The organism is Burkholderia sp. AW49-1, from assembly GCF_053427845.1.
In genome coordinates, this window is the sequence record NZ_JBSAXF010000013.1 from 92,043 (window position 1) to 118,619 (window position 26,577).

Here is a 26,577-nt window from a genome sequence, read left to right on the forward strand (position 1 = left end):
GGGGCGAAGCCGGCTGGCGCGAAGCGCGCTGCCCGGTCCTGGTAATCCGCTAAAGCGTCGCCGCTTCAGGCCCAACGAAGCTGGCTACGTGAAACCAACCGTAACCACACAGGAGCCTGAAAAAGTGGCAAACGATTATCTCTTCACGTCCGAATCCGTCTCCGAAGGCCATCCGGACAAGGTCGCGGACCAAATCTCGGACGCGATTCTCGACGCCATCCTCGAGCAGGACAAATATTCCCGTGTTGCAGCTGAAACGCTGTGCAACACGGGTCTCGTCGTTCTGGCCGGTGAAATCACCACGACGGCGAACATCGATTACATCCAGATCGCGCGCGACACCATCAAGCGCATCGGCTACGACAACACCGACTACGGCATCGACTACAAGGGTTGCGCGGTGCTCGTCGCGTACGACAAGCAGTCGCCGGACATCGCGCAAGGCGTCGACCGCGCGCATGACGACAACCTCGATCAAGGCGCGGGCGACCAGGGCCTGATGTTCGGTTACGCATGCGACGAAACGCCGGAACTGATGCCGCTGCCGATCCACCTGTCGCACCGTCTCGTCGAGCGCCAGGCGAGCCTGCGCCGCGACGGCCGCCTGCAGTGGCTGCGCCCGGACGCGAAGTCGCAGGTGACGATCCGCTACGTCGATGGCAAGCCCGATTCGATCGACACCGTCGTGCTGTCGACGCAGCACGCACCGGACATCGAACTGCCGGCGCTGCGCGAAGCCGTGATCGAGGAAATCATCAAGCCGACGCTGCCGGCAGACCTGATCAAGGGCGACATCAAGTTCCTGGTGAACCCGACCGGCCGGTTCGTGATCGGCGGTCCGCAGGGCGACTGCGGCCTGACGGGCCGCAAGATCATCGTCGATACCTACGGCGGTGCCGCACCGCACGGCGGCGGCGCGTTCTCGGGCAAGGATCCGTCGAAGGTCGACCGTTCGGCAGCGTATGCCGGCCGTTACGTCGCGAAGAACATCGTCGCGGCAGGCCTCGCATCGCGCGCGCTGATCCAGGTGTCGTACGCGATCGGCGTCGCCGAGCCGACCTCGGTGATGGTCAACACGTTCGGCACGGGCCGCGTGTCGGATGCGGTGATCACGAAGCTCGTGCGCGAGCATTTCGACCTGCGCCCGAAGGGCATCATCAAGATGCTCGACCTGCTGCGCCCGATCTACGAGAAGACGGCAGCTTACGGCCACTTCGGCCGCGAAGAGCCGGAATTCTCGTGGGAAGCGACCGACAAGGCGCTCGCACTGGCCGAAGCGGCCGGCGTCGAGCCGACGGCACGCGTCGCGTAAGCGTCGTTCGCCCGAAACGAAAAACCCCGGCGTGCCGGGGTTTTTTTATGTGCGTCGATCACCGTCGGGATGACGGCGTCGCGGAGATCGTGGCGGGCGTTGCCCGCCGGCGCGGCTTCAGCGTGCGCCGAAGCCGAACCAGCCGTTGCTGGCCGCGAGGCGGCGCGGGCGGTTGATGCGGCGCTGCGGGCCCAATGTGCGGCGCAGCGCGAGCGCGCGCAGCGACGACGGTTTCTGCAGCAGCGAGCGCAGGCCGGCGCGGCGTGCGAACGCCTGCGCGCTCATCATCGAGAAGAACGCGTGGAACCAGGCACGGATGCCGTCCAGCCGGCTGTGCGCGTGCGTGTGCTCGGCGAGCGCCTGCGTACGTGCGCGGTGATGGCGCAGCGGGCGGGCGGGAGCGGACGGCGCGATGCGCTTCGCAGTGCGGTTGAGACGGGAAGTCAGACGGAATGGCATGTGAACGATGCTTCGCTTGTATGAATGGCGCCCTTGAAAAGCGCACTGGTATGAACGGCCTCGGAGGGCGCAACGGATCTTAACGAAAGTCGTTGCGCGCCGCGCCCGCCAGAATTGACAGGCCGCGACAGGCTACAAGGGATTCATGACGTGCAAAAGTCGCGATAAACCCTTGTGCCGCAAGCGTGTGGCTGCATACCGCCTGTCGCTGAGGCTCGCGCCGCGCCGCACAGTTCCCTTGCGCTAGATCAAATCGACGATTGGCATGCCCCTGCGCACGACAATGGCGCTGTTCGCGGCATCCGGCGCCGATTTACAATCGTCACATTCACACGATAAGCGTCTGGCATCCCATGTCGTCTCCATTGCAGTCGGAATCGATCCGCGCGCAAGTCGCGGAATTGCGCGAACGCGGCTTCGTCGTCGCGCGCGGCCTCGTCGACGACGCGCAGTGCGCGGCGCTCAAGCAGATCGCGGCGCGCCAGTTGCAGGAAGCGGCGGAGCCGATCGAGTTCGAGGCGGATTTGCGCTACCCGGGCGCGCCCGAATCGAAGCATGCGCCGGGCGGGCATACGGTGCGGCGGCTGCTGGATGCCTACACGCGCGATCCGGCGTTCGCCGCGCGCGCGATCGCGCCCGAAATCGGCGCGTGGATGCGCGAGTACTTTGGCGAGCAGCCGGTGCTGTCGCGCGCGCATCACAACTGCATGATGACGAAGCACCCCGCGTACGGCAGCCTGACGGGCTGGCATCGCGACTTCCGCTATTGGTCGTTCGAACGCGCGGACATGGTGTCGGTGTGGCTCGCGCTCGGTCCGGAAACGAACGAAAACGGTGCGCTCTGGCTGGTGCCGGGTTCGCATACGGCCGAATTCGGGCCGGAAGCGTTCGACGACGCGAAGTTCTTCCGCAGCGACTTGCCGGAAAACCGCAAGATGATCGACGCGGCAACCTGCCCGTCGCTCCAGACGGGCGACGTCGTGTTCTTCCACTGCAACACGCTGCATTCGGCGGGGCAGAACCGTTCCGACCAGGTGAAGTTCTCGCTCGTCTATACGTACCACGGCGTGAGCAACCGGCCGATGCCGGGCACGCGTTCGGCGGCGAAGCCGGAAGTGCAGTTCTAACGGCGGTTCGGGCGGCGGCGCAGCCGCGCCGGTTGTCCGATGCGGTGCTGCGGCCGCGCGGGCGGATGAACAAACGGGCGGCCTGGGCCGCCCGTTGCGTTTCGTGCAGCCCGCTCGTGCGATGCGGGCCGCCGGCGTGGGTCGCGCGGCCGCGCGATCAGCGCTTGTTGCCCGGCATCGCGAGGCCGATCAGGCCGATCAGCGATGCGACGGCGCCGCCGGCGATCAGCAGGATCGTCTTCGTGGCGGGCGAGCCGGTGAAGAAGCGCGACACGTTGTCGTTGATCGAATGGAACGACTGGCCGCCGAAATACAGCAGCACGACGCCGCCGACGAGCAGCGCAACCGAGATGACGCGGGACATACCAACCTCGCTGTAACGGTGATTCGAGACGCCGCAGTGTAGGCGACGCACGCGGTCGCGTCCATTACCGTGCGCGCTTCGGCCACGTTCGATACCATAACCGTCGTACGTTTCCCTCGCCGCCGGCGCGCGATGTTCGCGCGCGGCGCGCGTCCCATCCCCGACGTCTTCACGGAACCGACTCATGGCCTACGAAGCAGCTTCCGAACGTTATGCCGACATGCAATACCGCACCTGCGGCAAATCCGGGCTCAAACTGCCCGCCCTGTCGCTCGGCCTGTGGCACAACTTCGGCGACTCGACGCCGATCGCGACGCAGCGCGACATCCTGCGCACCGCGTTCGACCTCGGCATCAATCACTTCGACCTCGCGAACAACTACGGGCCGCCGTACGGCAGCGCCGAAACCAATTTCGGCCGGCTGCTGAAGGAAGATTTCCGGCCGTACCGTGACGAGCTGCTGATCTCGACGAAGGCCGGCTGGGACATGTGGCCGGGGCCTTACGGCAGCGGCGGCGGGTCGCGCAAGTACGTGCTCGCGAGCCTCGACCAGAGCCTGCAGCGGATGGGGCTCGACTACGTCGACATCTTCTATTCACACCGCTTCGACGCGCACACGCCGCTCGAGGAAACCGCCGGCGCGCTCGCATCGGCCGTGCAGCAGGGCAAGGCGCTGTACATCGGCATTTCGTCGTACTCGGCCGCGAAGACGCGCGAGATGGCCGAACTGCTCGCGCAATACAAGGTGCCGCTGCTGATCCACCAGCCGTCGTACAACCTGCTGAACCGCTGGGTCGAGCAGGATCTGCTCGGCACGCTCGAGGACATCGGCACGGGCAGCATCGCGTTCACGCCGCTCGCGCAGGGGCTGCTGACGTCGAAATACCTGAACGGCGTGCCGGCCGATGCGCGCGTGAACAAGCCGGGCGGTGGCTCGCTGAAGCAGGATCACCTGAGCACGGACAACCTCGAGCATGTGCGCAAGCTCAACGGCATCGCGGAGCGGCGCGGGCAGAGCCTCGCGCAGATGGCGCTCGCATGGGTGTTGCGCAATGGCCGCGTGACGTCCGCGCTGATCGGCGCGAGCCGTGCGGAGCAGGTGCGTGAAAACGTCGGCGCGCTGAAGAATCTCGAATTCTCGGCCGACGAACTCGCGGAGATCGATCGCTACGCGACCGAGGGCGGCATCAATCTGTGGGAAAAACCGTCCACCGATCAGGCAATCTGATCGGCATCAAGGACGGTCGATACGGTGTGCGAAACAGTGCATGCCGTATCGGTGTGCATGCACACAAGCGGTTACGTCGCTGCAATGCAGCGGCGTGACCGGCTCGCGCCAACGCGTCGCTAGAGCAGCGCGGGCAGGCCTTCGACGAGCAACACCGCAACGCCGACGCCGAGGATGACGCCGAGCACGCGCAGCAGGTTGTGGCGGAATTCGGTTGCGCACGGCACCGCGCCGAGAAATAGCGCGCCGGCCAGCGCCATCGGAATCAACAGGATGAAGTCGCCGATCGTGAAATAGGTCGTCATGCGTGTCTCCATAGCCGGCCGGAACAGGCGCACCCGCGTCTTCCAGCCCCATGCCGGGCATTTCTCGTATTGGGCCGACCCCATTGCGAACGGGGCCGTCAGTTCGAGTATAGGCAACCTCGCTGCGTTTTTCGCTATCCGAACCATTAAAAGTATGCGGAAAACCCCGGGGATTTCGCACTTTTCCGGCGAGTCGGACGAATGCCTTGCACCATTCTTTCCCGCTCCTTTCGGTTCGCGCTGAAACGTCGGACATGTTCGATACGGGCCGCCGCACCCGCAGGCGCGGCGGCCCGTCCGCCTACGCGCGATCGGGTCGCGCGCGAGCGGCCGGCGTGCGGAGCACGAGCGCGAGCCCCGCGACGATCGCGCCCATGCCGGCGAGCGCGAGCGGTTCGGGCCGGTTGCCGAGCCAGACCGCGTCCATCAGCGTGGTGACGACGGGCACGAGATAGAACAGGCTCGTCACGTTGACGAGATCGCCGCGTTGCATCAACCGGTAGAACAACAACTGCGCGATCACCGAGATCACGATGCCGAGCCACAGCAGCGGGACGATGAACGCCCAGCCGACCTCGACCGAGATCGGCCGGAACGGCAGGATCGCCACGCACAGCGCGAGGCCGATCGCGTTCTGCAGCGGCAACACGTCGGCGGGCGCCGCGCGCACACGCTTTTGCAGCAGCGAGCCGGCGGTCAGCGCGACGAGCGCCGTGAGCGCGCAGGCGACGCCCATGATCGGCAGGCCCGCACCGCCCACGCCGCGGTACACGACGAGCGCGAGACCGGCCAGCGACAGCCCGAGCCCCGCGACGCGCATCGGTTGCCAGCGCCGCTCGACGATCGCGAGCGTGAGGATCGGCTGCACGCCGAGGATCGTCGCCAGCACGCCCGGCGCGATCCCGCGCTCGAGCGCGAGCAGATAGAAGATCGAATAGCCGCCCATCATCAGCAGGCCGGTCAGCGTGGCCATGCGCCGCTCGCCGCGCGGCGGCAGCCAGCGTCCGCGCATGACGGCCGGCACGAGCAGCACGAGTGACGCGAGCGCGAAGCGCGCGGTGAGAAAGACGAACGCGGATGCGTGACGCAGACCGAGTTCAGCGAAGATCGCGCCGCTGCTCCACAGCAAGACGAAGAGCGACGTCACGCCATGCGCGGCGAGCGCGCGTTTGAACGAAACCATGTGAATCCACCTGTCGAACGGATCGAAACGTTCCACGTCGCGCGCGCGGGCACGCGCCGTGCGCCATGGCGCACGAACGGCCGCAAACGGGCGAAGGGAAACCGGAAACCGGAAGCCGGCTGGTTAGCCGACGCGTGCCGCCGGCGGGGGCGGCGCGGCGCCGACGAGCGGCGGTGCGACAGGAGGAGGGAGGACCGACGGATGCGCGCACGCCTGCGGCCGCGAGTCGAACTGCGGCCGGGAATTTGCGAGAGCGGACGTGAGCGGGTGCATCGTGTCGAAATGCGCTTGAACGCGAATGAACGTCAAAGGTAACGCAGGGCGGCCGCCTGATGCAACCACGGTCGGCGGGAGGCCGGTGCCGCGTGTGTGGCCGGATTCGGCGGACGGTCACATTCGACAGGGTATGATGGGGGTATCCGCCCGTGCAAGCGCACGCGCGGCGCAGTGGTTGATTGGAGACATTCGACGAATTCGCGGCACTTCGCCTGCTTCTTCTTCTTTTCGCGCTTCGATAAACCGTGAACAATGGGATCACGCGCAACACCCCGACGAGGGCGGCGCGGATCGTGCATTTGCCGGCTCGCCAGCGAGCCGGGTTTCAAGTTTCAAGAGTGGGGAACCATCATGCATGTCGGGTCGATTGTCTGCACTACCCATATCGCGGTGCCGAAGGGCGCGCGCGGCATCGTTCAGCGTGTTCTGGGCGACATGGCCATGGTGACCTGGTACGCGGGCGTGCCGGGCGAGTCGAAGGAACTCAACACCGAGCCGTTCTTTCTCGAGGACCTGATCGACACCGGCGAATCCGTGCTGCCGGCCGGCGCCGCGATCCACTGAGCGCGCGTGCCGCACCGGACGCTCGTGTTTCGGCGCGGCTGACGGCACAATGCGGGGCATGAAAGACGTCACTTCCGCCCCAGCAGCTCCCGCCGGCCCGCCGTTCGCCGGCCTCACGCCCGAGTGCGTGCTCGACGCGCTCGACAGCGTGCTGATGCCGACCGGGCTGCGCACCGACGGGCGCCTGCTCGCCCTCAACAGCTACGAAAACCGCGTCTACCAGGTCGGCATCGAGGACGGCCCGCCCGTCGTCGCGAAGTTCTACCGGCCTGCGCGCTGGTCGGACGAAGCGATCCTGGAAGAGCACGCGTTCGTCGCCGAACTTGCCGCGCGCGAGATTCCAGCGGTGCCCGCGCGCGTCATCGACGGCCGCACGCTGCACGCGTTCGACGGCTTCCGCTTCTCGATCTTCGAGCGGCGTGGCGGTCGCGCGCCCGACCTCGACCGCAGCGACACGCTCGAATGGCTCGGCCGCTTCATCGGCCGGATTCACGCGGTCGGCGCGATGCAGCCGTATGTCGCGCGTCCCGTGCTCGACATCCACACGTTCGGCTACGAGCCGCGCGACTATCTGCTCGCGCACGATTTTCTTCCCGACGACGTACGGCCCGCCTACGAGACGGCGGTGACGCTCGCGCTCGAAGGCGTCGAGGCCGCTTTCGAGCGGGCGGGCGAGATCCGCCTGCTGCGCACGCACGGCGACTGTCATCCGAGCAACGTGCTGTGGACCGACGCGGGCCCGCATTTCGTCGATTTCGACGACAGCCGGATGGCGCCCGCGGTCCAGGATCTGTGGCTGCTGCTGCCCGGCGATCGCGAAGGCGCGTCGCGCGCGCTCGCGGATCTGCTCGCCGGTTATGAGGACTTCTGCGAATTCGAGCCGCGCGAACTGCATCTGGTCGAAGCGCTGCGCACGCTGCGCTTGATCCACTACGCGGCATGGCTCGCGCGCCGCTGGGACGATCCGGCGTTTCCGGCCGCGTTCCCGTGGTTCAACACGCATCGCTACTGGGAAGCACGCGTGCTCGAGCTGCGCGAGCAGATCGGCGCGATGCAGGAAGGGCCGCTCTGGCCCGTGTAACGGCGCGCGCGGCAACGTCGCCGCGCGGCATTTTCGGGTGGGCCGACGCGTGAGGCGGGCGGCCCGCGCCGCTCAGAACTTCAACATCATCCTGATCACCGCGGCGAAGCGCTTGCCGTAAGGCGGCGCGATCAGCCCGCGGGTATTCAGGCGCGCCTGCGTGAGCACGGGCTTCATCTTCGAGAACGTCACGAAGCCGTCGTAGCCGTGATACGCGCCCATCCCGCTCGCGCCGACGCCGCCGAACGGCAAACTGCCACACGCGATGTGCAGCAACGCATCGTTGACCGTCACGCCGCCGGAGATCGTTTCGCGCATCACGCGGTCGACCGTGCCGCCATCCTCATCGAACAGATACAGCGCGAGCGGCCGCGGGCGCGCGTTCACGTACGCGATCGCTTCGTCGAGCCGCTCGTACGGCACGAGCGGCAGCAACGGCCCGAAGATTTCCTCCTGCATCAGCTGCGACGCGGCCGGCACGTGCGTGACCGCGCACGGCACGAAGCGGCGCGACGCGGGATCGGACGGCGCGTCCGACAGCGGATGCAGTTGCGCGCCGGCGGCCTGCGCGTCGGTCGCGAGCTGTTGCAACCGGGCGTAATGGCGCGGCGACACGATCGTCGTGTAGTCGCCGTTGCTCGACAGGTCCGGATACAGCTTCGCGAAACGCGCCCGCGCGCGCTCGATGAACGCGGCTTCCATCCCGCGCGGCAGCAGCACGTAGTCGGGCGCGATGCAGGTCTGGCCCGCGTTCAGCGTCTTGCCGCCGATGATCGCGTCGACGGCCGCGTCGAAGCGTGCATTCGGGCCGACGATCGCGGGAGACTTGCCGCCGAGCTCGAGCGTGACGGGGGTGAGATTGTCGGCCGCGGCGCGCATCACGTGGCGGCCGACGTGCGTCGAGCCGGTGAACAGCAGGTGATCGAACGGCAGCGCGCTGAACGCGGCGGCGACTTCCGCATCGCCGTTCACGACCGCGACGTGGTCGCGCGAGAAGGTCTTCGCGATCAGCTGTTCGAACAGCGCCGACGTGCGCGGCGTCAGTTCGGACATCTTGACGATCGCGCGGTTGCCGGCAGCGAGCGCGCAGATCAGCGGCCCGGCCGCGAGCAGGATCGGGTAGTTCCACGGCACGACGATGCCGACCACGCCGAGCGGCTGCGGCAGCACCTTCGCGCGCGCCGGCCGCAGCCACTTGTTCATCGGTTTGCGGATCGGCTTCATCCAGCGCTTGCCGTGCTTAAGCGCGTCGTCGATCTCTTCCTTCGCCATCCAGATTTCCGACAGCAGCACTTCCTGCTTCGCGCGATGCCCGAAGTCGGCGCTGATCGCATCGGCGAGCGCATCCGCGTGATCGATCAGCATCGTGCGCAGCGCGCGCAGATGCTGCGCGCGGGTGTCCCACTCCGGGTACGGCGCGCGCAGGTAGGCTGCGCGCTGGTCGTGCAGCAGCGACGTCAAGGCATCGACCGACGGCAGCGCTTGCGGGGCCAGTTCGGGCAAATCGTTCTTCATGTCGTCTCCTCCAGTTGGGCGTGGCACGTCGGCCAGCAGTCAGGCCGCACGTGTCCGCTCGGCGAGCGTGGCGGGTCGGGTCGGGATGGGGCGCGTCGCACGGCACGGGGCCGGATGCGATGCACGGGCGAAAACAGGGCGTAGCGTGCGGCAAGCGTCGCATCCGCGCGACGGTGCTCGTGTCCGAAAACGGGATTGCACGGCCCGCGCGTACGACCGGATGCGATGTCCGGCCAGTGTGCGATCGCGCGCGGCGGGCACTTGCCGGCGCATCGAAGCAGGGCAGTGCGATGCGCGCGGCGACGCACGCACCGGCAGGTCGTGTGGCGCATGCGACGAGCCGTCCAAACGGTCGGCGATACGTGGCGTCGTTCGATTTCGACCGGCCGCGCGCACGGTGTTGCACGTCACCGTCCGGGCATCCGTTTGAAATGAAATGCGGGCCGCGCGCGGTGCGTCCGGACAACCCGGTCGGCACGCGGCCTGCAGAACGTCGCGCTGCATCGTCGTCTCCCCAGTTTCGCGACGGCGCGGCTTCTGGCGGCCGATGCATCGCGTCGCATCAATCGATACATCTTAAATTCAGTTCACGCGGGCGTTTAGAGGAATCGCTCTTGAATCGGCGTGCCGCGCACGCGACGGCCATTCCTACAATGCCCGAACATTACAAGCGGGAGCCGGCCGCGCCGGGCGCCGTTCATGACACGAAGGAGACGTGACATGCAATACGACTACATCATCGTCGGCGGAGGGTCGGGCGGCTCGAGCCTCGCCAGCCGCCTCGCCGATGCATGCCCCGACGCGACGATCGCGTTGATCGAGGCCGGCTCGCACACGGAGCGCAACCTGCTCGTCAACATGCCGGTGGGAATCGCGGCGCTCGTGCCGTTCAAGCTCGGCACGAACTACGGTTACGAGACGGTGCCGCAGCCGGGCCTCGGCGGCCGCCGCGGCTATCAGCCGCGCGGGCGCGGAATGGGCGGCTCGAGCGCGATCAACGCGATGATCTACACGCGCGGCCACCCGGGCGACTACGACGAGTGGGCGCAACTCGGCGCGACGGGCTGGGGCTGGCAGGACGTGCTGCCGTATTTCCGCCGCGCGGAAGGCAACGCACGCGGCGCCGATGCATGGCACGGCGCGGACGGTCCGCTGACGGTGTCCGATCTGCGCTTTCGCAATCCGTTCTCCGAACGATTCATCCAGGCGGCGCACGCGGCCGGGTATCCGCTCAACGACGACTTCAATGGTGCAACGCAGGAAGGGGTCGGCTTCTATCAGGTCACGCATCGCGACGGCTCGCGCTGCAGCGTCGCGCGCGCGTATATCTACGACCGCGACCGGCCGAACCTGCACGTGATCACCGATGCGACGGTGCTGCGCGTGGGCTTTGACGGCAAGCGCGCGGTCGGGGTCGCGGTGTCGCGCGACGGACGCGTCGAGACGCTCGGTGCACGCGCGGAAGTGATCCTGTCGGCCGGCGCGTTCAATTCGCCGCAACTGCTGATGTGCTCGGGGATCGGTCCGGCGGAACAGCTGCGCCGGCACGGGATCGCCGTCGTGCAGGACGCGCCGGACGTCGGCGCCAACCTGATCGACCATATCGACTTCATCATCAACACGCGCGTGAATTCGTCGGAGCTGGTCGGCGTCTGCCTGCGCGGGATCGCGAAGATGACGCCGGCGCTCGCGCGCTACTTCTCGAGCCGCACGGGGATGATGACGAGCAACGTCGCGGAAGCCGGCGGCTTCATCAAGAGCGACCCGTCGCTCGATCGTCCGGACCTGCAGCTGCATTTCTGCACGGCGCTCGTCGACGACCACAACCGCAAGATGCACTGGGGCTTCGGCTATTCGCTGCACGTGTGCGCGCTGCGCCCGTTCAGCCGCGGCACGGTCGCGCTGGCGAGCGGCGATGCGCGCGACGCGCCGCTGATCGACCCGCGCTTCTTCAGCGATACGCGCGATCTCGACCTGCTCGTGCGGGGCGCGCAGGCGATGCGCCGGATCCTGTCGCAGGCGCCGCTCGCGTCGCAGGGCGGGCGCGAGCTGTACACGCGGGCGGACCAGAGCGAAGCCGAGCTGCGCGCGACGATCGTCGCGCATGCCGACACGATCTATCACCCGGTCGGCACCTGCCGGATGGGCTCGGATGCGCGCGCGGTCGTGGATCCGCAACTGCGCGTGCGGGGCGTCGAAGGACTGCGGGTGGTGGATGCGTCGGTGATGCCGACGCTGATCGGCGGCAACACGAATGCGCCGTCGGTGATGATCGGCGAGCGCGCGGCGGACTTCATCGTCGCGACGCGCCGGGGCGGCGGCGTGCCGCGCAACGAGGCGGCCGCGGCGGCGCACGGCCGCTGAGCGGCGCGCACCGGCACGCGACCGACGCGATGCTCAGGCAAACGTATCGACGAGGCCCGCGCGGCTCACGGTCGCGCCGGCCGCTGCGGATTGCGCGGCGTCGACCGGTGCGTCGACGGCTGACGATCCGGCGCGCGCGCGCGGCGACGGCCGGCCGCCGGCGAAGCTTTGCTGCGGGTTCTGCTGCTGCGACGCGAAGCCGCCATCGCTGACGCTCGCGCTGCCCAGGCCGAGCCCGCCCGCTTCCATCGCTTCACGCAGTTTCGGCAGCGCGGCTTCCACCGCGTCGCGCACCTGCGCGTGCTGCGACACGAACAGCGCGTGCGCGTGGTTGTCCGCGACGCGCAGCACGACCTGCAACGGGCCGAGGTCCGGCGGGTTCAGCGTCAGCTCGGCGCTCTGCTGGTGCGCATTCGACAGGAACACGACCTTCTGGCTCAGTGCATCGGTCCAGTCGGCGGTGCCGACGTGCGGCGCCAGCACGTGTGCGTTGGCCGCGGCGATCGAGCTTGCGGCGGGCGATGCCTGGAGGTTCGCCTGTGCGGCTGCCGCGGCCGTCGCGGCGGCGGCGACCGTCGCGTCGACGGCCGGGCCGGCGGTTTCTTCGGCGGCCGCGAATGCATGCTGCGAGGCGGGTTGGGCCGTTGCGCCGGCCTGCAGCGCCGGTGCGGTGGCCTGCGCGGGCGCCTGCTGCGTCGCGAGCGCGCCTTTCGCGTCGGCGAGCGTGCGGTCGAAGGTCGGGACTTTCGGCGTCGGCTGTGCGGCGGTGGCCGATGCGGACGTCGCCGCCGCGGGTGCTGCCGCTGTCGCGGCCGTGCCCGCCGCGGGCATCGCGATGGCGCCTGCGCCGCCGGTCAGCTTCTGGAGTGCCGCCTGCAGCGTGTCGCGACCCGACACCGGCACGGCAGGTTCGGCGGCCGCATCCTTGCTTGCGTGATTCGTCAGCGCGGCCGTGGCGTCGGGCTGGCCGGACACGGCCGTCGCTGTCGTGGCGGCGGTATCGGCATCGGCCGGCGCCGCGTCGTTCACGCGCGCCTGCAGTTGCGCCTGCACGGCGGCTGCCGCGGCGAGCGCGGCAGCGTCGGGATTGAGCGTCGCGATGGCGTCTTCGGTCGACGGGTCGTCGTCGCGGTCGGCGGATTTCGTGCCGGCGGCGGATGTCGACGACGCCTGTTTCGTCGAGGCGTCCGGCTGGTCGGCGGTTGCCGCGTCGTGCCGCGTGACGACGCTTTGCTTCAGCGTCTGCGCGAACGGCATGGCGGCCGGGCCGCTTGCGGCATCGTTGCCGGCGGACTTGGCGGAGGCGGACGAACCCGCGTCGCGGATCGCCTTGAGTGCGGTGCCGGCGGTGTCGAGCAGCACGCCGAGCAGGGGCAGGGGAGGCATGACGATTCTCTCGTTCGAAAGCGGTGAGCGGTTACGCCGAACGGGCCGCATCGGCCCGCATGCGCAGGATCTTCGCGGCGTGTTCGTCGGCGTCGCGCTGTTCGCGCTTCGCCGTACGCTGGGCTTCCTGCGCGACGCCGCGCGCCTGCAGGGTTTCGTATGAACCGACGGTGCGCTTCTTCTGTTGCCAGTTGGGGCGCGCCTCGTCGATGCGGACTTCGGCCGCGGCCAGCACGTTGCGCTGCTGCATGATCGCCGCGTCGAGCGTATCGATGAACGCCTGGAAGTTGCGCCAGTTGCCGGCCGGCATCCCGTGTTGCGCGGACTGCGCGAAGCGCGCGTGATATTCGTCGCGATAGCGCAGCAGCGCATCGAGCTGGTCGGCGGCCGCGGTGCGGTCGCGCTGCGCGGTGCCGAGCTGCTTCGCGGCCGTGTCGAGATCTTCCTGCGCGCGGTCGAGCAGCAGTTGAAGGGGAAAGCCGTGTGCCATCGGGGTCAGCCTCCGTGTACGTCGAACAGCGCATCGAGCGCGCCGAGGCTCGACGCGAACGGCGCGCATTCGCGAAAGCCCTGCTGCAGGAACGATTCGATGCGCGGGTAGAGCGCGATCGCGCGGTCGAGCTGCGCGTCGCGGCCGGGCGCATAGGCGCCGACCGCGATCAGGTCGCGATTGCGCTGGTAGCGCGACAGCATCTGCTTGAACTGCCGCACGCGGTCGAGATGCGTTTCGTCGATCAGCGCGGTCATCGCGCGGCTGATCGACGCCTCGATGTCGATCGCCGGATAGTGGCCGGCTTCGGCGAGCGCGCGCGACAGCACGATGTGGCCGTCGAGAATCGCGCGCGCCGAGTCGGCGATCGGGTCCTGCTGGTCGTCGCCTTCGGTGAGCACCGTGTAGAACGCGGTGATCGAGCCGCCGCCTTCGGGCCCGTTGCCGGTGCGCTCGACGAGCGCGGGCAGCTTCGCGAACACCGACGGCGGATAACCCTTGGTCGCGGGCGGCTCGCCGATCGCGAGCGCGATCTCGCGCTGCGCCATTGCGTAGCGCGTCAGCGAATCCATCAACAGCAGCACGTGCTTGCCCTGATCGCGGAAATACTCGGCGAGCGACGTCGCGTACGCGGCGCCCTGCATCCGCAGCAGCGGCGATACGTCGGCCGGTGCCGCGACGACGACGGAGCGCGCGAGCCCGTCCTCGCCGAGGATCTGTTCGATGAATTCCTTCACTTCGCGGCCGCGTTCGCCGATCAGTCCGATCACGATCACTTCCGCGCTGGTGTAGCGCGCCATCGTGCCGAGCAACACCGACTTGCCGACGCCGGAGCCCGCGAACAGGCCCATCCGCTGCCCGCGGCCGACGGTGAGCAGCGCGTTGATCGCGCGCACGCCGACGTCGAGCACGTGGTGGATCGGCTCGCGATCGAGCGGGTTGATCGACGGCGCCGACAGCGGTGCGTCGACCTTCGACGCGAGCGGGCCGAGGCCGTCGAGCGGGCGGCCCGACGCGTCGACGACGCGCCCGAGCATTTCCCAGCCGACCGGCAGGCGCTTGGCGCCCGCGAGCGGATCGGCGACGGGCGCGGCCTCCCGCGGCCACACGCGCGCGCCGGGCAGGACGCCTGCGACGTCGGTGGTCGGCATCAGGAACAGGCGATCGCCGGAGAACCCGACGACTTCCGCTTCCGCATGCGGCAGCGTGCTGCCGGGCGGCAATTCGATCGTGCATTCGGCACCGACCGACAGGCGCAGGCCGATCGCCTCGAGCACGAGGCCCGCGGCGCGCGTGAGGCGCCCGCACGGCCGCAGCGGCAGCGCGCGGTGGCTGCGGGCCGCGAGGTCGTTCAGGTGCGTGCGCCAGTGCGAGAGATGCGGATTGTGCGGCGCGCGCGGCGTGTCGGCCGCAGCGTCCGTCGCGTGCGCCGGCGCGCCGTGCGCGGTGCCGTGCGGACTCTCGGGGCCGAACGACGCGAGCGCGAGTTCGCGCTCGAGCGGCGTCATTCCGTCGTACAGGATCGATTCGGGCGTGGGCGTCACCATGCGCTCACCTTGCCGATCGCGGCGGCGACGCGCTGCCAGCGGGTGGGCAGCGTCGCGTCGACTTCGCCCGTCGCGGCGTGCGCGCGGCAGCCGCCGCGCTCGATCGACGCGTCGGTGCGCACGTTCCAGCCGAGCGTATCGAGATCGTCCTGCAGATAGGCCTCGACGACGGGCAGGTCGGCCGGATTCACCGCGAGATGCGGCGCGCCGGACAACGCCGGTTCGGCGGCGAGCACGTCGCGCACGGCCGCGACGAGCGCGGCGGGATCGTGCTTCACGTGCTGGCGCACGACCTGCTGCGCGATGTCGAGCGCGAGTTGCGCGAGGTCGGACGCGAGGTCGTGCTCGGCGCTCGACACGGCTTCGCGGAACGACGCGGCGAGCGCCGCGAGCTGCGCGGCCTGTTCGCGGGCTTCGGCCTGGCCGGCCTCGAAACCCTGCTCGCGGCCCTGCTCGAAACCGGCCTGGTAACCCAGTGCCTGGCCTTCGACGTGACCGGTCGCGTGGCCTTCGGCATGCGCGGCGTCGCGCACGCGCTGCAGTTCCTCGGCGAGCGCGGCGGCGGCCGCAGCCGCGTCGTCGGGCGGCGGCGGGGGCGGCGGCGGATCGAACGACGCCATCTCCCACCGCTGGTACGCGGTGAGGGTGCCGGCGTGCTCGCGCGCGGAATCAGACATATGCGTCTTCCGCCTTGCCGCCGATCACGATCTGACCGCTCTCGGCGAGGTTGCGCACGATCTGCAGGATGCGGCGCTGCTGCGTCTCGACCTCGGACACGCGCACCGGGCCGCGCGCGTCGAGATCCTCGGCGAGCAGCTCGGCCGCGCGTTGCGACATGTTCGCGAGGAATTTCTGGCGCAGCGCGGGCGGCGCGCCCTTCAGCGCGATGATCAGCGTTTCCGACTCGACTTCCTTCAGCACCATCTGGATCGCGCGATCCTCGAGGTCGAGCAAGTTCTCGAACACGAACATCTGGTCGACGATCTTCTGCGCGAGGTCGGCGTCGTACTGGCGCACGCTTTCGAGCACGCCTTCCTCATGATTGCTCGTCATGAAGTTCAGGATCTCGGCGGCGGTGCGGATGCCGCCCATCGGGCTGCGCTTCAGGTTGTCGCTGCCGGACAGCAGGCCCGTCAGCACGTCGTCGAGCTCGCGCAGCGCGGCCGGCTGGATGCCGTCGAGCGTCGCGATCCGCAGCATCACGTCGTTGCGCAGCCGCTCGGTGAAGCACGACGCGATCTCGGACGCCTGGTCGCGGTCGAGGTGCACGAGGATCGTCGCGATGATCTGCGGATGCTCGTTCTTGATCAGTTCCGCGACGGCCGCCGAGTCCATCCACTTCAGACCCTCGATGCCGCTCGTGTCGCTGCCCTGCAGGATCCGGTCGATCAGCACGCCGGCCTTGTCCTCGCCGAGCGCCTTGGTCAGCACCGAGCGGATGTACTCGCTCGAATCGAGCGACAGCGCGGTGTGCTGCTCGGCTTCCTTCGCGAACTCCTGCAGCACGTCCTCGACCTGCTCGCGCGTGACGTTCTTCAGCGCGGCCATCGCGGCGCCGATCTTCTGCACCTCGCGCGGCGCGAGGAACTTGAATACTTCAGCGGCCTCTGACTCGCCGATCGACATCAGCAGCAGCGCGCTCTTGGTCAGGCCTTCAGCGTTCATCGGACACCCAGTTCTTCACGACGGTGGCGACGATCTTCGGATCCTGGCGGGCGATCGTGCGCGCGTAGTCGAGGTTGCGTTCGTAGCGGTTCTTTTCGTTCTCGAAGCCGAGCAGCAGCGCATCGGGCTCGTCCGCCTGTTCCAGCGCGGGCAGGCCGTCGAGCGCGACCGGATCCTCCGGCGCCGCGAGTGCCGGCGCGGCCGGCTCGGGCGGCGGGAACGCACGGCGCATCGCCGGGCGCACGAACATGAAATAGAGCGCCGCCGCGGCCGCGGCGATGCCGAGCCACTTCGCGGCTTCCTTCGCCATCGCGATCATGTCCGGCTGGCGCCACCACGGCAGGTCGGCGTACGGATCGCTGACGGTCGAGAACGCGCTGTTCACGACGTTCACCGAGTCGCCGCGCTTCTCGTCGTAGCCCATCGCGTCCTTCACGAGTTGCTCGATCTGCGCGAGCTTCGCGGGCGGCAGCGGCTGCATCGTCACGTGGCCCTTCGCGTCGGCGACCGGCTGGTAGTTGACGACGACGGCTACCGACAGCCGCTTCACGTTGCCCATCGGCTGTTCGACGTGGCGGATCGTCTTGTCGAGCTCGTAGTTGGTCGTCTGGTCCTTGCGGTCGCTGACGGGCATCGACTGCGGCCCGCTCTGGCCGTTGCCGGCGACGATCGGCGCGGAAGCCGGCTGCGGCGGCGTGTTCGACAGCGCACCCGGCACGCCCGATGCGCCGCCCTGCGCGAGTTCGGTCGCGCTGCTGGTCTGCTGGCTGCGGATCGCGGTCTGCTGCGGCGATCCGTTCGGGCCGTAGCTTTCCGAGGTCTGCTCGAGCTTCGAGAAATCGATGTCCGCGCTGACCTGCGAGCGCGCGTTACCGGTGCCGAAGATCGGCGCGAGGATCGCGTCGATGCGCTTCTGCGTGTTGTGCTCGACTTGCTGCACATACTTGAGCTGGCTCGCGTCGAGGCCGGTGGCCGACGCGGTCTGGGTCAGCAGGTTGCCGTCCTGGTCGACGATCGTCACGTTCTTGGCGGGCATGTCGGGCACGCCGGACGACACCATCCGCGTGATCGCCTGCACCTGGCCCTCGTCGAGCACGCGGCCCGGGTAGAGATCGACGAACACCGACGCGCTCGGCGCTTCCTTGTCGCGCACGAACACCGACGGCTTCGGGATCGCGAGATGCACGCGCGCCGTCTTCACGGCGTTGATCGACTCGATCGTGCGTTGCAGCTCGCCTTCGAGCGCACGCTGGTAGTTCACCTGCTCGGCGAACTGGCTGATGCCGAATTTCTGGTTGTCCATCAGCTCGAAGCCGACCGAGCCGCCCTTGGGCAGGCCCATCGCGGCGAGCTTCAGGCGCGTTTCGTGCACCTGGTTCGACGGCACGAGGATCGCGCCGCCGGCGTCGGCGAACTTGTAGGGAACGTTTGCCTGCTGGAGCGCGGTAATGATCGCGCCGCCGTCGCGGTCCGACAGGTTGCTGTACAGCACGCGATAGTCGGGCGTGCGGCTCCACAGCACGAGCGCGGTGATCGCGGCGATGGCGAGCGCGACGGCGATCACGAACGGCAGTTTCGGGTTGCCCTTCATCCGCGTGATGCCGGGGATGCGTTCCGCGAAGCCGCCGAACCCGAAGTCCGCGCCGGCGCCGCCTGCTCCCGGCAACGCAGCGGCCGCGGTGGCGCCTGGCACCGGGCTGGCGAGGCCCGTGCGGGCGTCGGGGTTGATCAGCGAGTTGGCCTGCGAATCCATGCGTGGAATTTCTCCGGAGCGGGACGACTGAGCCGCTCGGACGAGCGGACGGACAATGACACGATGCGATTATCGGGACCGGGGCCCGACTCCGATCGACCGAAAAGAGCGGGGTTTCCCCCGTACTTTCGCGGCTTTGGCGCGCGCCGCGCTGCTATCCTTTTTCGCGATCCGGCATGGTGCGCATCGTGCGGCGCCGCCGGGCCGCCCGGTGCGTCCGGGTCTCTTCTCTCTATATGTCTGGGGACAGCATGGCTGCCAACGTCAGCGGAATCGGTTCGGTGTTGCAACAGATGCAGGCGATGGCCGCGCAGGCGAGCGGCGGCGTCGCGAGCCCGACGGCGGCGCTCGCCGGTTCGGGCGCGGCGACGGCCGGCACGTTCGCGAGCGCGATGAAGGCGTCGCTCGACAAGATCAGCGGCGACCAGAAGCACGCGCTCGGCGAGGCGCAGGCGTTCGAGGTCGGCGCGGCGAACGTGTCGCTGAACGACGTGATGGTCGACATGCAGAAGGCCAACATCGGTTTCCAGTTCGGGCTCCAGGTTCGCAACAAGCTCGTGAGCGCGTACAACGACATCATGCAGATGTCCGTGTGACGCGACCGCCGACCGGGGGCGGCCAGCCGGCGACGGGCATCCGCGGGCGGCCGGCCGGTCCGGCAGGCGGGTCGTGCGCCTAAAGCTTTTCAATTCCCTTCCGATAACTCTGGAACAAGGCCGCGTCATGCATTGCAGGGCGGCGGCTACCGCATAGCCAACGCATCACAAGGAGAAGCGCATGTTTTCCCCAGGACACGCTGGAGCCAGTGCGTACGCGCGTGTCGGCGTCGAGACGGGGGTGATGGGCGCCTCCCCGCACCGGCTGATCGCGATGCTGTACCAGGGCGCGCGCCAGGCCATCGCGCTCGCGCGCATGCACCTGCAGCAGGGCAACGTACCCGCACGCGGCGAAGCGATCGGCAAGGCGATCGGGATCGTCGAGAGCGGCCTGCAGGCGTCGCTGAACCGCGACGCGGGCGGCCAGATCGCTGGGCGCCTCGACGCGCTGTACACGTATATCGGCCGGCGCCTGCTGGAAGCCAACATGCATGCCAGCGACGCGATGCTGGTCGAGGTCGACGGGTTGCTCGCGACGCTCGAGGAAGCGTGGACGGGCATCGCGCCGGAAGTCGCGCGCATGGCCGCGCAACAGGCGGCGGGCGCGGCGCGATGAATCTCAAGGCCGAATACTTCGCTCGCTACGAGGCGCTTGCGGCCGTGTCGGGCCGCATGCTGTCCGCGGCGCGCGGCGCACAGTGGAGCGCGCTGCCGGAGTTGCAGGCCGAATTCCTGCGTCTCGTCGACGGGCTGAAGGAAGCCCATCCGGGCGTCGCGCTCGACCAGGCGGACCTCGGCCGCAAGCTCGAGCTGATTCGCCGCATCCTCGCCGACGACGCCGCGATCCGCGATCTCGCGAGCCCGGAAGTCGCACGGCTGTCCGCGCTGTTCGAGGCGCGGCGCTCGACCCAGGTATTGACCGATCTCTACCGCGCTCGCGGGTAGTGCCCGTTTTCCGGGGCGGCGGCTGCCGCATGCCCGGCTTCGCAACGATGTCGCTGAGGTGAGCAGGCTCCGATCATGACCGGTATCGACTCCGTTGCGGCCGCCCTGCTGGCGAGTCGCCTCGACAGCCTGCTGACCGGCCCCGTGACGGCACCCGCCGGCGGCGCGACTGCGCAGGTCGGCACGCCGGGCGCCGGCGCGCCGTCGCCGTCTTCGGCCGGGGCCCCGCCGGCGCCGCCGCCGGCATCCGCGCAGACGGCGTTGTCCGATGTCGCGCTCGTGCTCGACGCGATCTCGCGCTCGGGCGGCGTCGCGACGCCCGTGGTCGCCGGGCGCACGCCGCTGCTGGCCGATCCTGCCGTGTTGCTGAGCACGGCGGCGGCCGTGCCGCCGGACGAGCAGGAGGCCGCCGGTCCGGCGGCGTCCGCCGCCGCGTTTTCCACCGCAACGCCGGCCTCCGACGTCGTGGCTGTGCGCGATGCGGCGGCCGCGCCGCCCGTCGCGGCGCTGCGTGCGGCGCTCGCGCAGGCCGTGAGCGAAAGCGGCCTCTTTTACGAATCCCATCTCGCGCAGTGGCTGGCCGGCCAGCGCCCGCTCGCCGCGCTGATGCGCGAACCGCAGGCGCGCCTCACGGCCGCGCCGGTGCAGCCCGCCCCGGATGCCGCGCAGCGCGATGCGCCCGACGTGCTCGACGAACTGCTCGCACAGCGCCTGCCGCTGCCGACGGCGGCGCGAACGGCCACGCAGCCGGGCGCGCCCGCGTCGGGCGGTGCAATGCCGCGCGAGCTTGCCCAGAACGCGGCTGCCGCCGCTCGGCAAGGTGCGGCGTCGGCGACGGCCGCGACGACCAACTCGCTCGGCGACCGCCCCGACACACGCTGGACGCCCGCGCGCGCCGACCTGGCCGCCGCGTCCGCCGATCCGCAGGCGCAGGCACCGGCCCCCGTGCATCCGGCCGCCGTGCCGATCGTGCGGCAGCAACTCGATGCGCTCGCGACCGATCAGTTCCGCTGGGCGGGCGAGGCATGGCCCGGCGCGCGGCTCGACTGGACGATCGAGCCCGACGATCCGGGCGGCCACGCGTCGCGCGGCGGCGACGACGCAGGCGACGGGATCGCATGGCGCACGCGGCTGACGCTCACGTTGCCGTCGCTCGGCACGGTCGACGCGGAGCTGGTGCTGAACGGCGCGCAGCTCGTCGCGCGACTGCGCGCGAATTCGGCCGGCGCCGACCGGCTCACGCGGAACGAGGCCGCCCTGCGGCAGCGGTTCGAGGGATCGGGGCTGCAGCTCGGCGGACTGTCGATCCGTGCGGTCGGTGATGAACCGGACGGCTTCGACCCGCTCGTCGTGCAGGCGGCCGCCGCCGCGTATGCGCGCAGCGCGGCCGGCGGCACACCGGGCGCCGACGACGAGGTGCCGCGATGAGCATGACCTCCCGCAAGCGCGCGGCGGCGCTCGTCTACGATCCGAAGGGGGGCGATGCCGCGCCGCGCGTGGTCGCGAAGGGGTACGGCCTGCTCGCCGAAATGATCGTCGCTCGTGCGCGGGATGCCGGGCTGTACGTGCATACCGCGCCGGAGATGGTGTCGCTTCTGATGCAGGTCGATCTCGACGACCGGATTCCGCCGCAGCTTTACCAGGCCGTCGCGGATCTGCTGGCGTGGCTGTACGCGCTCGATCGGACCGAGCCCGGGCCGGGCGACGCCGCGCCGCATTTTCCGCTACCGCCGCTGCGCCGCTGAGCGTTCGCCGCGCCGTTTTTCTTGCGAAATCCTGTCCCGGACTTTCGCGATCATTTCACCGGCATTTCTCTTTTATTGACCCAGATCGGCGTGCAATATGCGAGCTTCGTCGGTTATCGCCGGATTGTCTCGTCGGCCCGACGTGCGCCGGCGGATTGAGCGGCCGCGTCATTTGTGTAATGATATCCATTCTCATTTTCATGTTATCCGGGCGGCGCACGTTTTCCGTGCGCCGCCCGTTGCTTTGAACGAATGGACACTCTCGCGTGAACGCGCCCGAAACGATCGCCCCGCCGCAGGCGGGCAGGCCCACCGCGGGCGTCACGGTGCTGCACCCGGCGGCGCGGCCCCTGAGCGACGCCGAACTGGCGGCGCGCCGCCAGCGCTCGCGGCGCGCGACCTTCATCAAATGGCTGCGCAAGGTGCATGGCTGGGTCGGGCTCTGGGGCGCGGTGCTCGGGCTGCTGTTCGGCGTGACGGGCGTGCTGCTCAACCACCGTGCGCCGCCGCTGAAGATCCCGACCGGCGAACCGCAGGTCGAGCAGATGCAGATTGCGTTGCCGGACCCGGCGCCGAAGTCGCCGGCCGCGATGACGAAGTGGCTGCAGCACGAACTGCACTTCGACGGCCGGCCGGGCCGCGTGCGCAAGGAGCCTGCGCAGCCGGTCGCCTGGGGCGACAAGCGCGTGATGCAGCCGGAGCACTGGCAGATGGGCCTGTTCGGTCCGCACCAGAACCTGCAGGCCGAATACTGGGTCGGCAACGGCTACATATCGGTGAAGCGCACCGGCAATACGTTTCTGACGACGCTGAACAATCTGCATCGCGGCGTCGGCATGAATCTCGGCTGGGTGCTGCTGATGGACACGATCGCGGGTTCGCTGATCCTGTTGTCGCTGACGGGCGTGCTGCTGTGGACGGAGCTGAACAAGCGCCGCACCGTCGGCGTCGTGCTGGTGGCCGGCTCCGTCGCCGCGGCGCTCGCCGCGGGTCTCGCCTGACGTCACCCTCGACGCGCACCGGTTTCCCGCCGGCGCACGACGGCGCCGGCGGCGCGCCCCTGCGCCCCCGGGGCGACCGGCCTCAGAGGCCGCAGCTCGCGCCGCTGTTTGCCGCGATCTCGCGTGCGGCCTTCGCGCCCTCGACTTGCAGGATCGTCGGCAGCGATACGTTGTTCTTCGCGGCCGTGATCTCGGCGAGGATCGAGATCGCGATTTCCGGCGGCGTGCGGCTGCCGATGTAGATGCCGGCCGGTCCGTGCAGCCGAGCCAGTTCCGCCTCGCTCAGGTCGAATTCGAGCAGCCGCTCGCGCCGGGCGGCGTTGTTGCGTCGCGAGCCGAGCGCGCCCACGTAGAACGCGGGCGTCTTCAGCGCCTCCATCAGTGCGAGATCGTCGAGCTTCGGGTCGTGCGTGAGCGCGATCACGGCCGAACGCGCATCGAGTTTCATGTCGAGCACCGTGTCGTCGGGCATCGTGTGCACGACGCGCGTGCCCGTCACGTCCCACGCATTCGTGTACTCCTCGCGCGGATCGCAGACCGTCACCTGATAATCGAGTCCGACCGCGATCTGGCACAAATAGCGCGACAACTGCCCCGCGCCGATCACGAGCATCCGGTAGCGCGGCCCGTGGATCGTCACGAGCCGCTCGCCGTCGAACGCGAGCCCGTCGGTTGCTTGCGCGGGCGACAGCGACGCGCGGCCGGTCGCGAGCGTCATCGTGCGTGTGACGAGGCGGCCGGCCTCGACTTCCGCGCACAGCGCGGCGATCCCGCTGTCGCGCGTGAGCGGCTCCAGCACGAGCTGGATCGTGCCGCCGCAGGGCAGCCCGAATCGGTGCGCTTCCTCGGCCGTCACGCCGTACTTGACGGCTTCCGGGCGTGCATCGGCCGCGATCCCGCTTGCGTGCACGCGGGCGATCAGGTCGTCCTCGATGCAGCCGCCGGACACGGAGCCGACCACGAGGCCGTCCTCGCGCACCGCGAGCATCGCGCCTTCGGGGCGGGGCGACGAGCCCCACGTCTTCACGACCGTCACGAGCAGCACGCGGCGCCCTTCGTCGAGCCAGCGCGCGCTGGATTTCAGTACATCGAGATCGACGCTTTCCATCATCCTGTTCCTGTTGCCGGACGGCCCGCCGGGCCGGGCCGTCGTTCGATGGCCGGATTATGAACCGCCCGGCGCGCGCGTGCTGGCAGCGTGCAAATCGTGCGGGCAAATCCGGACGATCGGGCAAGAAATCGAGACGATCGGGCAGCGATCGCGCGCGTGCGGGGCGCGGCGGCGCGCGTCGTGCGTCGTGCGCCGCGCGCCGCGCGGGGGGCGCCGATGGCCGGACGGTTCGGGCGGGGAGGGGGCGCGCACGGGGCCGGTGATGGCCCGGCGTGGCGTCGTGCCGCTGCGCGCGGCGTGCGCGCGCAGCGACGGCGGTCAATGCGTGTCGTGCTGACCGTGCGCGAGCTTCGAGTGATGCCGCGAGTACAGGAAGTAGATCACGAGGCCGATCACGAGCCAGATGCCGAACGCGGCCCACGTGACGGGCTGCAGGTTCAGCATCAGGAACAGGCACGCGCCGACCGCGAGGATCGGCACTACCGGCACGCCCGGACAGCGGAACGCGCGCGGCAGTTCCGGGTGCGTGCGGCGCAGCACCAGCACCGCGATCGACACCATCGAGAACGCGGCGAGCGTGCCGATGTTGATCAGCTCGGCGAGCACGTTGAGCGGCACGAGCGCGGCGATCAGCCCGAAGAACAGGCCGACGAGCCAGGTCGTCAGGAACGGCGTCGCGTAGCGCGGATGCACGCGCGACAGCGCCGCCGGCAGCAGCCCGTCGCGCGACATCGCGAAGATGATCCGCGTCTGGCCGTAGCTCATCACGAGGATCACGGTCAGCATGCCGAGCACCGCGCCGAGATCGATGAAGCCCGCGACCCACTTCTCGCCGGCGATCTGCAGCGCATACGAGATCGGGTGCGACACGTTCGCATACTGCGCCGAAGGCACGATGCCGGTCGCGACCGCCGCGACCGTCACGTACAGCACCGCGCACACCGCGAGCGACGCGATGATGCCGATCGGCAGGTCGCGTTTCGGATTCTTCACTTCCTCGGCCGCCGACGACACCGCGTCGAAGCCGATGAACGCGAAGAACATCACGGCCGCAGCGCCGAACACGCCATTCCAGCCGTGCGGCATGAACGGCTTCCAGTTCGCGGGCGTGACGTGGAAGATGCCGACCGCGATCACGAGCAGCACGACCGACACCTTGATGAACACCATGATGTTGTTGATGCGGGTCGACTCGCGGATGCCGATCGACAGCAGCGTCGTGATCACCAGCATCACGAGGAATGCCGGCAGGTTGAACCACGTGACGACGCCCGGAATCGCGCCGGGCGCGGCCGTCAGCACGGTCGGCAGCGTGAGCCCGAAGCCCTGCAGCAGCGACTGCAGGTAGCCGGACCAGCCGACCGACACGGCCGACGCCGCGAGGCCGTATTCGAGCATCAGATCCCAGCCGATGATCCAGGCGACCAGCTCGCCGAGCGTCGCGTACGAGTATGTGTAGATCGATCCCGCGACCGGAATCGTCGACGCGAATTCGGCGTACGACAGCGCAGCGAGACCGCACGCGATCGCGGCGATCACGAACGACAGCATCAGCGCGGGGCCGGCCTGCACGGCGCCCGTGCCGGTCAGCACGAAGATGCCGGTGCCGATGATCGCGCCGATGCCGAGGAAGGTGAGGTCGATTGCGCCGAGCGCTTTCTTGAGCCCGGCGCCGTGCGCGCCGGCGATCATGCGATCGACGTTTTTCTTGCGGAAGAGGGACATTGCGGATGGTCTCCAGCGCGCGCGAGCGCGGCGGCGCCGAGTGAGTGAAAACCCGCAATTTTAGCCGATTTGGCGTGGAAGACCCGCTGCGACGCAGCAGTGCGCTCGAGAATCGTCCGATAAAACAAGTGCTTGTGTGCGGCGTTCGGCGCGCCGGGGCCGGCGCGGACGATGAGTCAGGCGCCTGACGCGGGCGCCATGTCGACGAGCCGGTTGCTCATCACGTAGAACGTCAGTTCCGCATTGTTCGACAGCCGCATCTTTTCGAGCAGCCGCGACCGGTACACGCTGACCGTCTTCACCGACAGCGACAGCGTGTTCGCGATGTCGGTGAGGCGCTTGCCCGACGCGAGCATGCAGAGCGTCTGGTATTCGCGGTCGGACAGCTTCTCGTGCGGCAGCGGTTCGTTCTCGAACGACACGTATTCGGCAAGCGCCTCGGCCATCGCCGGGCTCACGTACTTGCGGCCGGCCGCGACCTGCTGGATCGCGCCGATCATCTGCGCGGCGTTCACCGTCTTCGACAGGTAACCGGCCGCGCCGGCCTTCAGCGCGCGCACCGCGTACTGGTCCTCGCGGTACATCGAGAACATCAGCACCGGCGCGCTCGGCAGCTTGCGCTTGATGCGCTTGAGCACCTCGATGCCGTTCGTGTCCGGCAACGAGATGTCGAGCAGGATCACGTCGAAGGCCTGGCGGTCGACGGCGGCCACCGCATCGCTGCCGGTCTCGGCTTCGATCACGTTACGTGCGATGCCGCGGTCGATCAGCAGGTGGCGGATCCCTTGACGGACGATCGCGTGATCGTCCACGAGCAGGATGTTCAGGCTCATGA

Annotated in this window: 26 protein-coding genes; 12 read left to right on the forward strand and 14 right to left on the reverse strand. The window is 69.0% G+C overall.

Annotated elements, in window-relative coordinates; genetic code table 11:
• The first annotated feature begins 124 nt into the window (after positions 1 to 124).
• Positions 125 to 1,312, forward strand: coding sequence for a methionine adenosyltransferase (metK, locus tag ACV22W_RS20495; protein ID WP_043184698.1), 1,188 nt, complete (start codon positions 125 to 127; stop codon positions 1,310 to 1,312).
• Between the two features lie 117 nt (positions 1,313 to 1,429).
• Here metK and ACV22W_RS20500 read toward each other — a convergent pair whose 3' ends face one another.
• The gene (locus ACV22W_RS20500) at positions 1,430 to 1,771 is read right to left on the reverse strand and encodes a hypothetical protein (protein WP_448021343.1); all 342 of its coding nucleotides are present in this window, start codon (positions 1,769 to 1,771) and stop codon (positions 1,430 to 1,432) included.
• A 353-nt stretch (positions 1,772 to 2,124) separates the two neighbouring features.
• Between ACV22W_RS20500 and ACV22W_RS20505 the strand changes: the two genes are divergently transcribed.
• Positions 2,125 to 2,898, forward strand: coding sequence for a phytanoyl-CoA dioxygenase family protein (locus ACV22W_RS20505; protein WP_448021345.1), 774 nt, complete (start codon positions 2,125 to 2,127; stop codon positions 2,896 to 2,898).
• 157 nt (positions 2,899 to 3,055) lie between these two features.
• Here the strand turns inward: ACV22W_RS20505 and ACV22W_RS20510 are convergent, their stop codons facing one another.
• Complete coding sequence (locus ACV22W_RS20510) at positions 3,056 to 3,262, reverse strand: DUF3185 family protein (RefSeq protein ID WP_059534988.1); 207 nt, start codon at positions 3,260 to 3,262, stop codon at positions 3,056 to 3,058.
• A 184-nt stretch (positions 3,263 to 3,446) separates the two neighbouring features.
• Between ACV22W_RS20510 and mgrA the strand changes: the two genes are divergently transcribed.
• Positions 3,447 to 4,490: an L-glyceraldehyde 3-phosphate reductase gene (mgrA, locus tag ACV22W_RS20515; RefSeq protein ID WP_448021347.1), complete on the forward strand. Its 1,044-nt coding sequence runs from the start codon at positions 3,447 to 3,449 to the stop codon at positions 4,488 to 4,490.
• A gap of 119 nt (positions 4,491 to 4,609) precedes the next feature.
• On the opposite strand, the gene ACV22W_RS20520 is transcribed toward mgrA, so the two are convergent.
• Entirely contained in the window at positions 4,610 to 4,795 is a 186-nt protein-coding gene (locus ACV22W_RS20520) for a hypothetical protein (protein ID WP_014895742.1), read from the reverse strand.
• 301 nt (positions 4,796 to 5,096) lie between these two features.
• On the reverse strand, positions 5,097 to 5,978 hold the full coding sequence (locus tag ACV22W_RS20525; RefSeq protein WP_448021348.1) for a DMT family transporter: 882 nt from the start codon (positions 5,976 to 5,978) through the stop codon (positions 5,097 to 5,099).
• A gap of 627 nt (positions 5,979 to 6,605) precedes the next feature.
• Here ACV22W_RS20525 and ACV22W_RS20530 point away from each other — a divergent pair.
• A complete protein-coding gene (locus tag ACV22W_RS20530) occupies positions 6,606 to 6,818 on the forward strand; it encodes a hypothetical protein (protein ID WP_011886311.1) in 213 nt (70 codons plus the stop codon).
• 58 nt (positions 6,819 to 6,876) lie between these two features.
• A complete protein-coding gene (locus ACV22W_RS20535; RefSeq protein ID WP_448021350.1) occupies positions 6,877 to 7,899 on the forward strand; it encodes a serine/threonine protein kinase in 1,023 nt (340 codons plus the stop codon).
• A 72-nt stretch (positions 7,900 to 7,971) separates the two neighbouring features.
• On the opposite strand, the gene ACV22W_RS20540 is transcribed toward ACV22W_RS20535, so the two are convergent.
• Positions 7,972 to 9,414, reverse strand: coding sequence for a coniferyl aldehyde dehydrogenase (locus ACV22W_RS20540; protein WP_448021351.1), 1,443 nt, complete (start codon positions 9,412 to 9,414; stop codon positions 7,972 to 7,974).
• A 720-nt stretch (positions 9,415 to 10,134) separates the two neighbouring features.
• Here ACV22W_RS20540 and ACV22W_RS20545 point away from each other — a divergent pair.
• Positions 10,135 to 11,778 carry a GMC family oxidoreductase gene (locus tag ACV22W_RS20545; protein ID WP_448021353.1) on the forward strand — a complete coding sequence of 548 codons (1,644 nt, stop codon included), beginning with the start codon at positions 10,135 to 10,137 and terminating at the stop codon, positions 11,776 to 11,778.
• Positions 11,779 to 11,811: 33 nt separating this feature from the next.
• Here ACV22W_RS20545 and ACV22W_RS20550 read toward each other — a convergent pair whose 3' ends face one another.
• The 6 genes from ACV22W_RS20550 to fliF are packed head-to-tail and all read right to left on the reverse strand — an operon-like array spanning position 11,812 to position 18,619.
• Positions 11,812 to 13,164: a flagellar hook-length control protein FliK gene (locus tag ACV22W_RS20550; RefSeq protein ID WP_448021354.1), complete on the reverse strand. Its 1,353-nt coding sequence runs from the start codon at positions 13,162 to 13,164 to the stop codon at positions 11,812 to 11,814.
• A gap of 31 nt (positions 13,165 to 13,195) precedes the next feature.
• Positions 13,196 to 13,654 carry a flagellar export protein FliJ gene (fliJ, locus tag ACV22W_RS20555; RefSeq protein ID WP_448021356.1) on the reverse strand — a complete coding sequence of 153 codons (459 nt, stop codon included), beginning with the start codon at positions 13,652 to 13,654 and terminating at the stop codon, positions 13,196 to 13,198.
• A gap of 5 nt (positions 13,655 to 13,659) precedes the next feature.
• Positions 13,660 to 15,201: a flagellar protein export ATPase FliI gene (fliI, locus tag ACV22W_RS20560; RefSeq protein ID WP_448021357.1), complete on the reverse strand. Its 1,542-nt coding sequence runs from the start codon at positions 15,199 to 15,201 to the stop codon at positions 13,660 to 13,662.
• Positions 15,195 to 15,878 carry a flagellar assembly protein FliH gene (gene fliH, locus ACV22W_RS20565; protein WP_448021358.1) on the reverse strand — a complete coding sequence of 228 codons (684 nt, stop codon included), beginning with the start codon at positions 15,876 to 15,878 and terminating at the stop codon, positions 15,195 to 15,197. The genes fliI and fliH overlap by 7 nt, the downstream gene beginning before the upstream one ends.
• Positions 15,871 to 16,866, reverse strand: a complete 996-nt coding sequence (gene fliG / locus ACV22W_RS20570) for a flagellar motor switch protein FliG (RefSeq protein ID WP_448021359.1) — start codon at positions 16,864 to 16,866, stop codon at positions 15,871 to 15,873. The genes fliH and fliG overlap by 8 nt, the downstream gene beginning before the upstream one ends.
• Positions 16,856 to 18,619, reverse strand: coding sequence for a flagellar basal-body MS-ring/collar protein FliF (fliF, locus tag ACV22W_RS20575; protein ID WP_448021361.1), 1,764 nt, complete (start codon positions 18,617 to 18,619; stop codon positions 16,856 to 16,858). Before fliF ends, fliG begins: the two co-directional genes overlap by 11 nt.
• A gap of 251 nt (positions 18,620 to 18,870) precedes the next feature.
• Here fliF and fliE point away from each other — a divergent pair, with 251 nt between their 5' ends.
• The 6 genes from fliE (at position 18,871) to ACV22W_RS20605 (ending at position 22,906) form a co-directional block, all read left to right on the forward strand.
• Positions 18,871 to 19,215: a flagellar hook-basal body complex protein FliE gene (gene fliE / locus ACV22W_RS20580; protein ID WP_059448462.1), complete on the forward strand. Its 345-nt coding sequence runs from the start codon at positions 18,871 to 18,873 to the stop codon at positions 19,213 to 19,215.
• Positions 19,216 to 19,396: 181 nt separating this feature from the next.
• The gene (gene fliS / locus ACV22W_RS20585) at positions 19,397 to 19,831 is read left to right on the forward strand and encodes a flagellar export chaperone FliS (protein WP_059535013.1); all 435 of its coding nucleotides are present in this window, start codon (positions 19,397 to 19,399) and stop codon (positions 19,829 to 19,831) included.
• Entirely contained in the window at positions 19,828 to 20,160 is a 333-nt protein-coding gene (locus ACV22W_RS20590; protein ID WP_448021362.1) for a flagellar protein FliT, read from the forward strand. The genes fliS and ACV22W_RS20590 overlap by 4 nt, the downstream gene beginning before the upstream one ends.
• A 75-nt stretch (positions 20,161 to 20,235) precedes the next feature.
• Entirely contained in the window at positions 20,236 to 21,588 is a 1,353-nt protein-coding gene (gene fliK, locus ACV22W_RS20595; protein WP_448021363.1) for a flagellar hook-length control protein FliK, read from the forward strand.
• On the forward strand, positions 21,585 to 21,905 hold the full coding sequence (locus ACV22W_RS20600; RefSeq protein WP_059703167.1) for an EscU/YscU/HrcU family type III secretion system export apparatus switch protein: 321 nt from the start codon (positions 21,585 to 21,587) through the stop codon (positions 21,903 to 21,905). The genes fliK and ACV22W_RS20600 overlap by 4 nt, the downstream gene beginning before the upstream one ends.
• Before the next feature lie 266 nt (positions 21,906 to 22,171).
• Positions 22,172 to 22,906 carry a PepSY-associated TM helix domain-containing protein gene (locus ACV22W_RS20605; protein ID WP_448021365.1) on the forward strand — a complete coding sequence of 245 codons (735 nt, stop codon included), beginning with the start codon at positions 22,172 to 22,174 and terminating at the stop codon, positions 22,904 to 22,906.
• Positions 22,907 to 22,988: 82 nt separating this feature from the next.
• On the opposite strand, the gene ACV22W_RS20610 is transcribed toward ACV22W_RS20605, so the two are convergent.
• The 3 genes from ACV22W_RS20610 to rqpR all read right to left on the reverse strand — a co-directional run bounded on the left by ACV22W_RS20610 (position 22,989) and on the right by rqpR (position 26,575).
• Positions 22,989 to 24,014: an XdhC family protein gene (locus tag ACV22W_RS20610; RefSeq protein ID WP_448021367.1), complete on the reverse strand. Its 1,026-nt coding sequence runs from the start codon at positions 24,012 to 24,014 to the stop codon at positions 22,989 to 22,991.
• Between the two features lie 321 nt (positions 24,015 to 24,335).
• Complete coding sequence (locus ACV22W_RS20615) at positions 24,336 to 25,742, reverse strand: amino acid permease (RefSeq protein WP_448021369.1); 1,407 nt, start codon at positions 25,740 to 25,742, stop codon at positions 24,336 to 24,338.
• Between the two features lie 176 nt (positions 25,743 to 25,918).
• Positions 25,919 to 26,575, reverse strand: coding sequence for a response regulator transcription factor RqpR (gene rqpR / locus ACV22W_RS20620; RefSeq protein WP_448021371.1), 657 nt, complete (start codon positions 26,573 to 26,575; stop codon positions 25,919 to 25,921).
• Positions 26,576 to 26,577: the final 2 nt, after the last annotated feature.

Coding starts and splice junctions, on each gene's coding strand:
- ACV22W_RS20500 (WP_448021343.1), bottom strand. CDS start 1,771: ATGCCATTCCGTCTGACTTCCCGTCTCAACCGCACTGCGAAGCGCATC.
- ACV22W_RS20505 (WP_448021345.1), top strand. CDS start 2,125: ATGTCGTCTCCATTGCAGTCGGAATCGATCCGCGCGCAAGTCGCGGAA.
- ACV22W_RS20510 (WP_059534988.1), bottom strand. CDS start 3,262: ATGTCCCGCGTCATCTCGGTTGCGCTGCTCGTCGGCGGCGTCGTGCTG.
- mgrA (WP_448021347.1), top strand. CDS start 3,447: ATGGCCTACGAAGCAGCTTCCGAACGTTATGCCGACATGCAATACCGC.
- ACV22W_RS20520 (WP_014895742.1), bottom strand. CDS start 4,795: ATGACGACCTATTTCACGATCGGCGACTTCATCCTGTTGATTCCGATG.
- ACV22W_RS20525 (WP_448021348.1), bottom strand. CDS start 5,978: ATGGTTTCGTTCAAACGCGCGCTCGCCGCGCATGGCGTGACGTCGCTC.
- ACV22W_RS20530 (WP_011886311.1), top strand. CDS start 6,606: ATGCATGTCGGGTCGATTGTCTGCACTACCCATATCGCGGTGCCGAAG.
- ACV22W_RS20535 (WP_448021350.1), top strand. CDS start 6,877: ATGAAAGACGTCACTTCCGCCCCAGCAGCTCCCGCCGGCCCGCCGTTC.
- ACV22W_RS20540 (WP_448021351.1), bottom strand. CDS start 9,414: ATGAAGAACGATTTGCCCGAACTGGCCCCGCAAGCGCTGCCGTCGGTC.
- ACV22W_RS20545 (WP_448021353.1), top strand. CDS start 10,135: ATGCAATACGACTACATCATCGTCGGCGGAGGGTCGGGCGGCTCGAGC.
- ACV22W_RS20550 (WP_448021354.1), bottom strand. CDS start 13,164: ATGCCTCCCCTGCCCCTGCTCGGCGTGCTGCTCGACACCGCCGGCACC.
- fliJ (WP_448021356.1), bottom strand. CDS start 13,654: ATGGCACACGGCTTTCCCCTTCAACTGCTGCTCGACCGCGCGCAGGAA.
- fliI (WP_448021357.1), bottom strand. CDS start 15,201: ATGGTGACGCCCACGCCCGAATCGATCCTGTACGACGGAATGACGCCG.
- fliH (WP_448021358.1), bottom strand. CDS start 15,878: ATGTCTGATTCCGCGCGCGAGCACGCCGGCACCCTCACCGCGTACCAG.
- fliG (WP_448021359.1), bottom strand. CDS start 16,866: ATGAACGCTGAAGGCCTGACCAAGAGCGCGCTGCTGCTGATGTCGATC.
- fliF (WP_448021361.1), bottom strand. CDS start 18,619: ATGGATTCGCAGGCCAACTCGCTGATCAACCCCGACGCCCGCACGGGC.
- fliE (WP_059448462.1), top strand. CDS start 18,871: ATGGCTGCCAACGTCAGCGGAATCGGTTCGGTGTTGCAACAGATGCAG.
- fliS (WP_059535013.1), top strand. CDS start 19,397: ATGTTTTCCCCAGGACACGCTGGAGCCAGTGCGTACGCGCGTGTCGGC.
- ACV22W_RS20590 (WP_448021362.1), top strand. CDS start 19,828: ATGAATCTCAAGGCCGAATACTTCGCTCGCTACGAGGCGCTTGCGGCC.
- fliK (WP_448021363.1), top strand. CDS start 20,236: ATGACCGGTATCGACTCCGTTGCGGCCGCCCTGCTGGCGAGTCGCCTC.
- ACV22W_RS20600 (WP_059703167.1), top strand. CDS start 21,585: ATGAGCATGACCTCCCGCAAGCGCGCGGCGGCGCTCGTCTACGATCCG.
- ACV22W_RS20610 (WP_448021367.1), bottom strand. CDS start 24,014: ATGGAAAGCGTCGATCTCGATGTACTGAAATCCAGCGCGCGCTGGCTC.
- ACV22W_RS20615 (WP_448021369.1), bottom strand. CDS start 25,742: ATGTCCCTCTTCCGCAAGAAAAACGTCGATCGCATGATCGCCGGCGCG.
- rqpR (WP_448021371.1), bottom strand. CDS start 26,575: ATGAGCCTGAACATCCTGCTCGTGGACGATCACGCGATCGTCCGTCAA.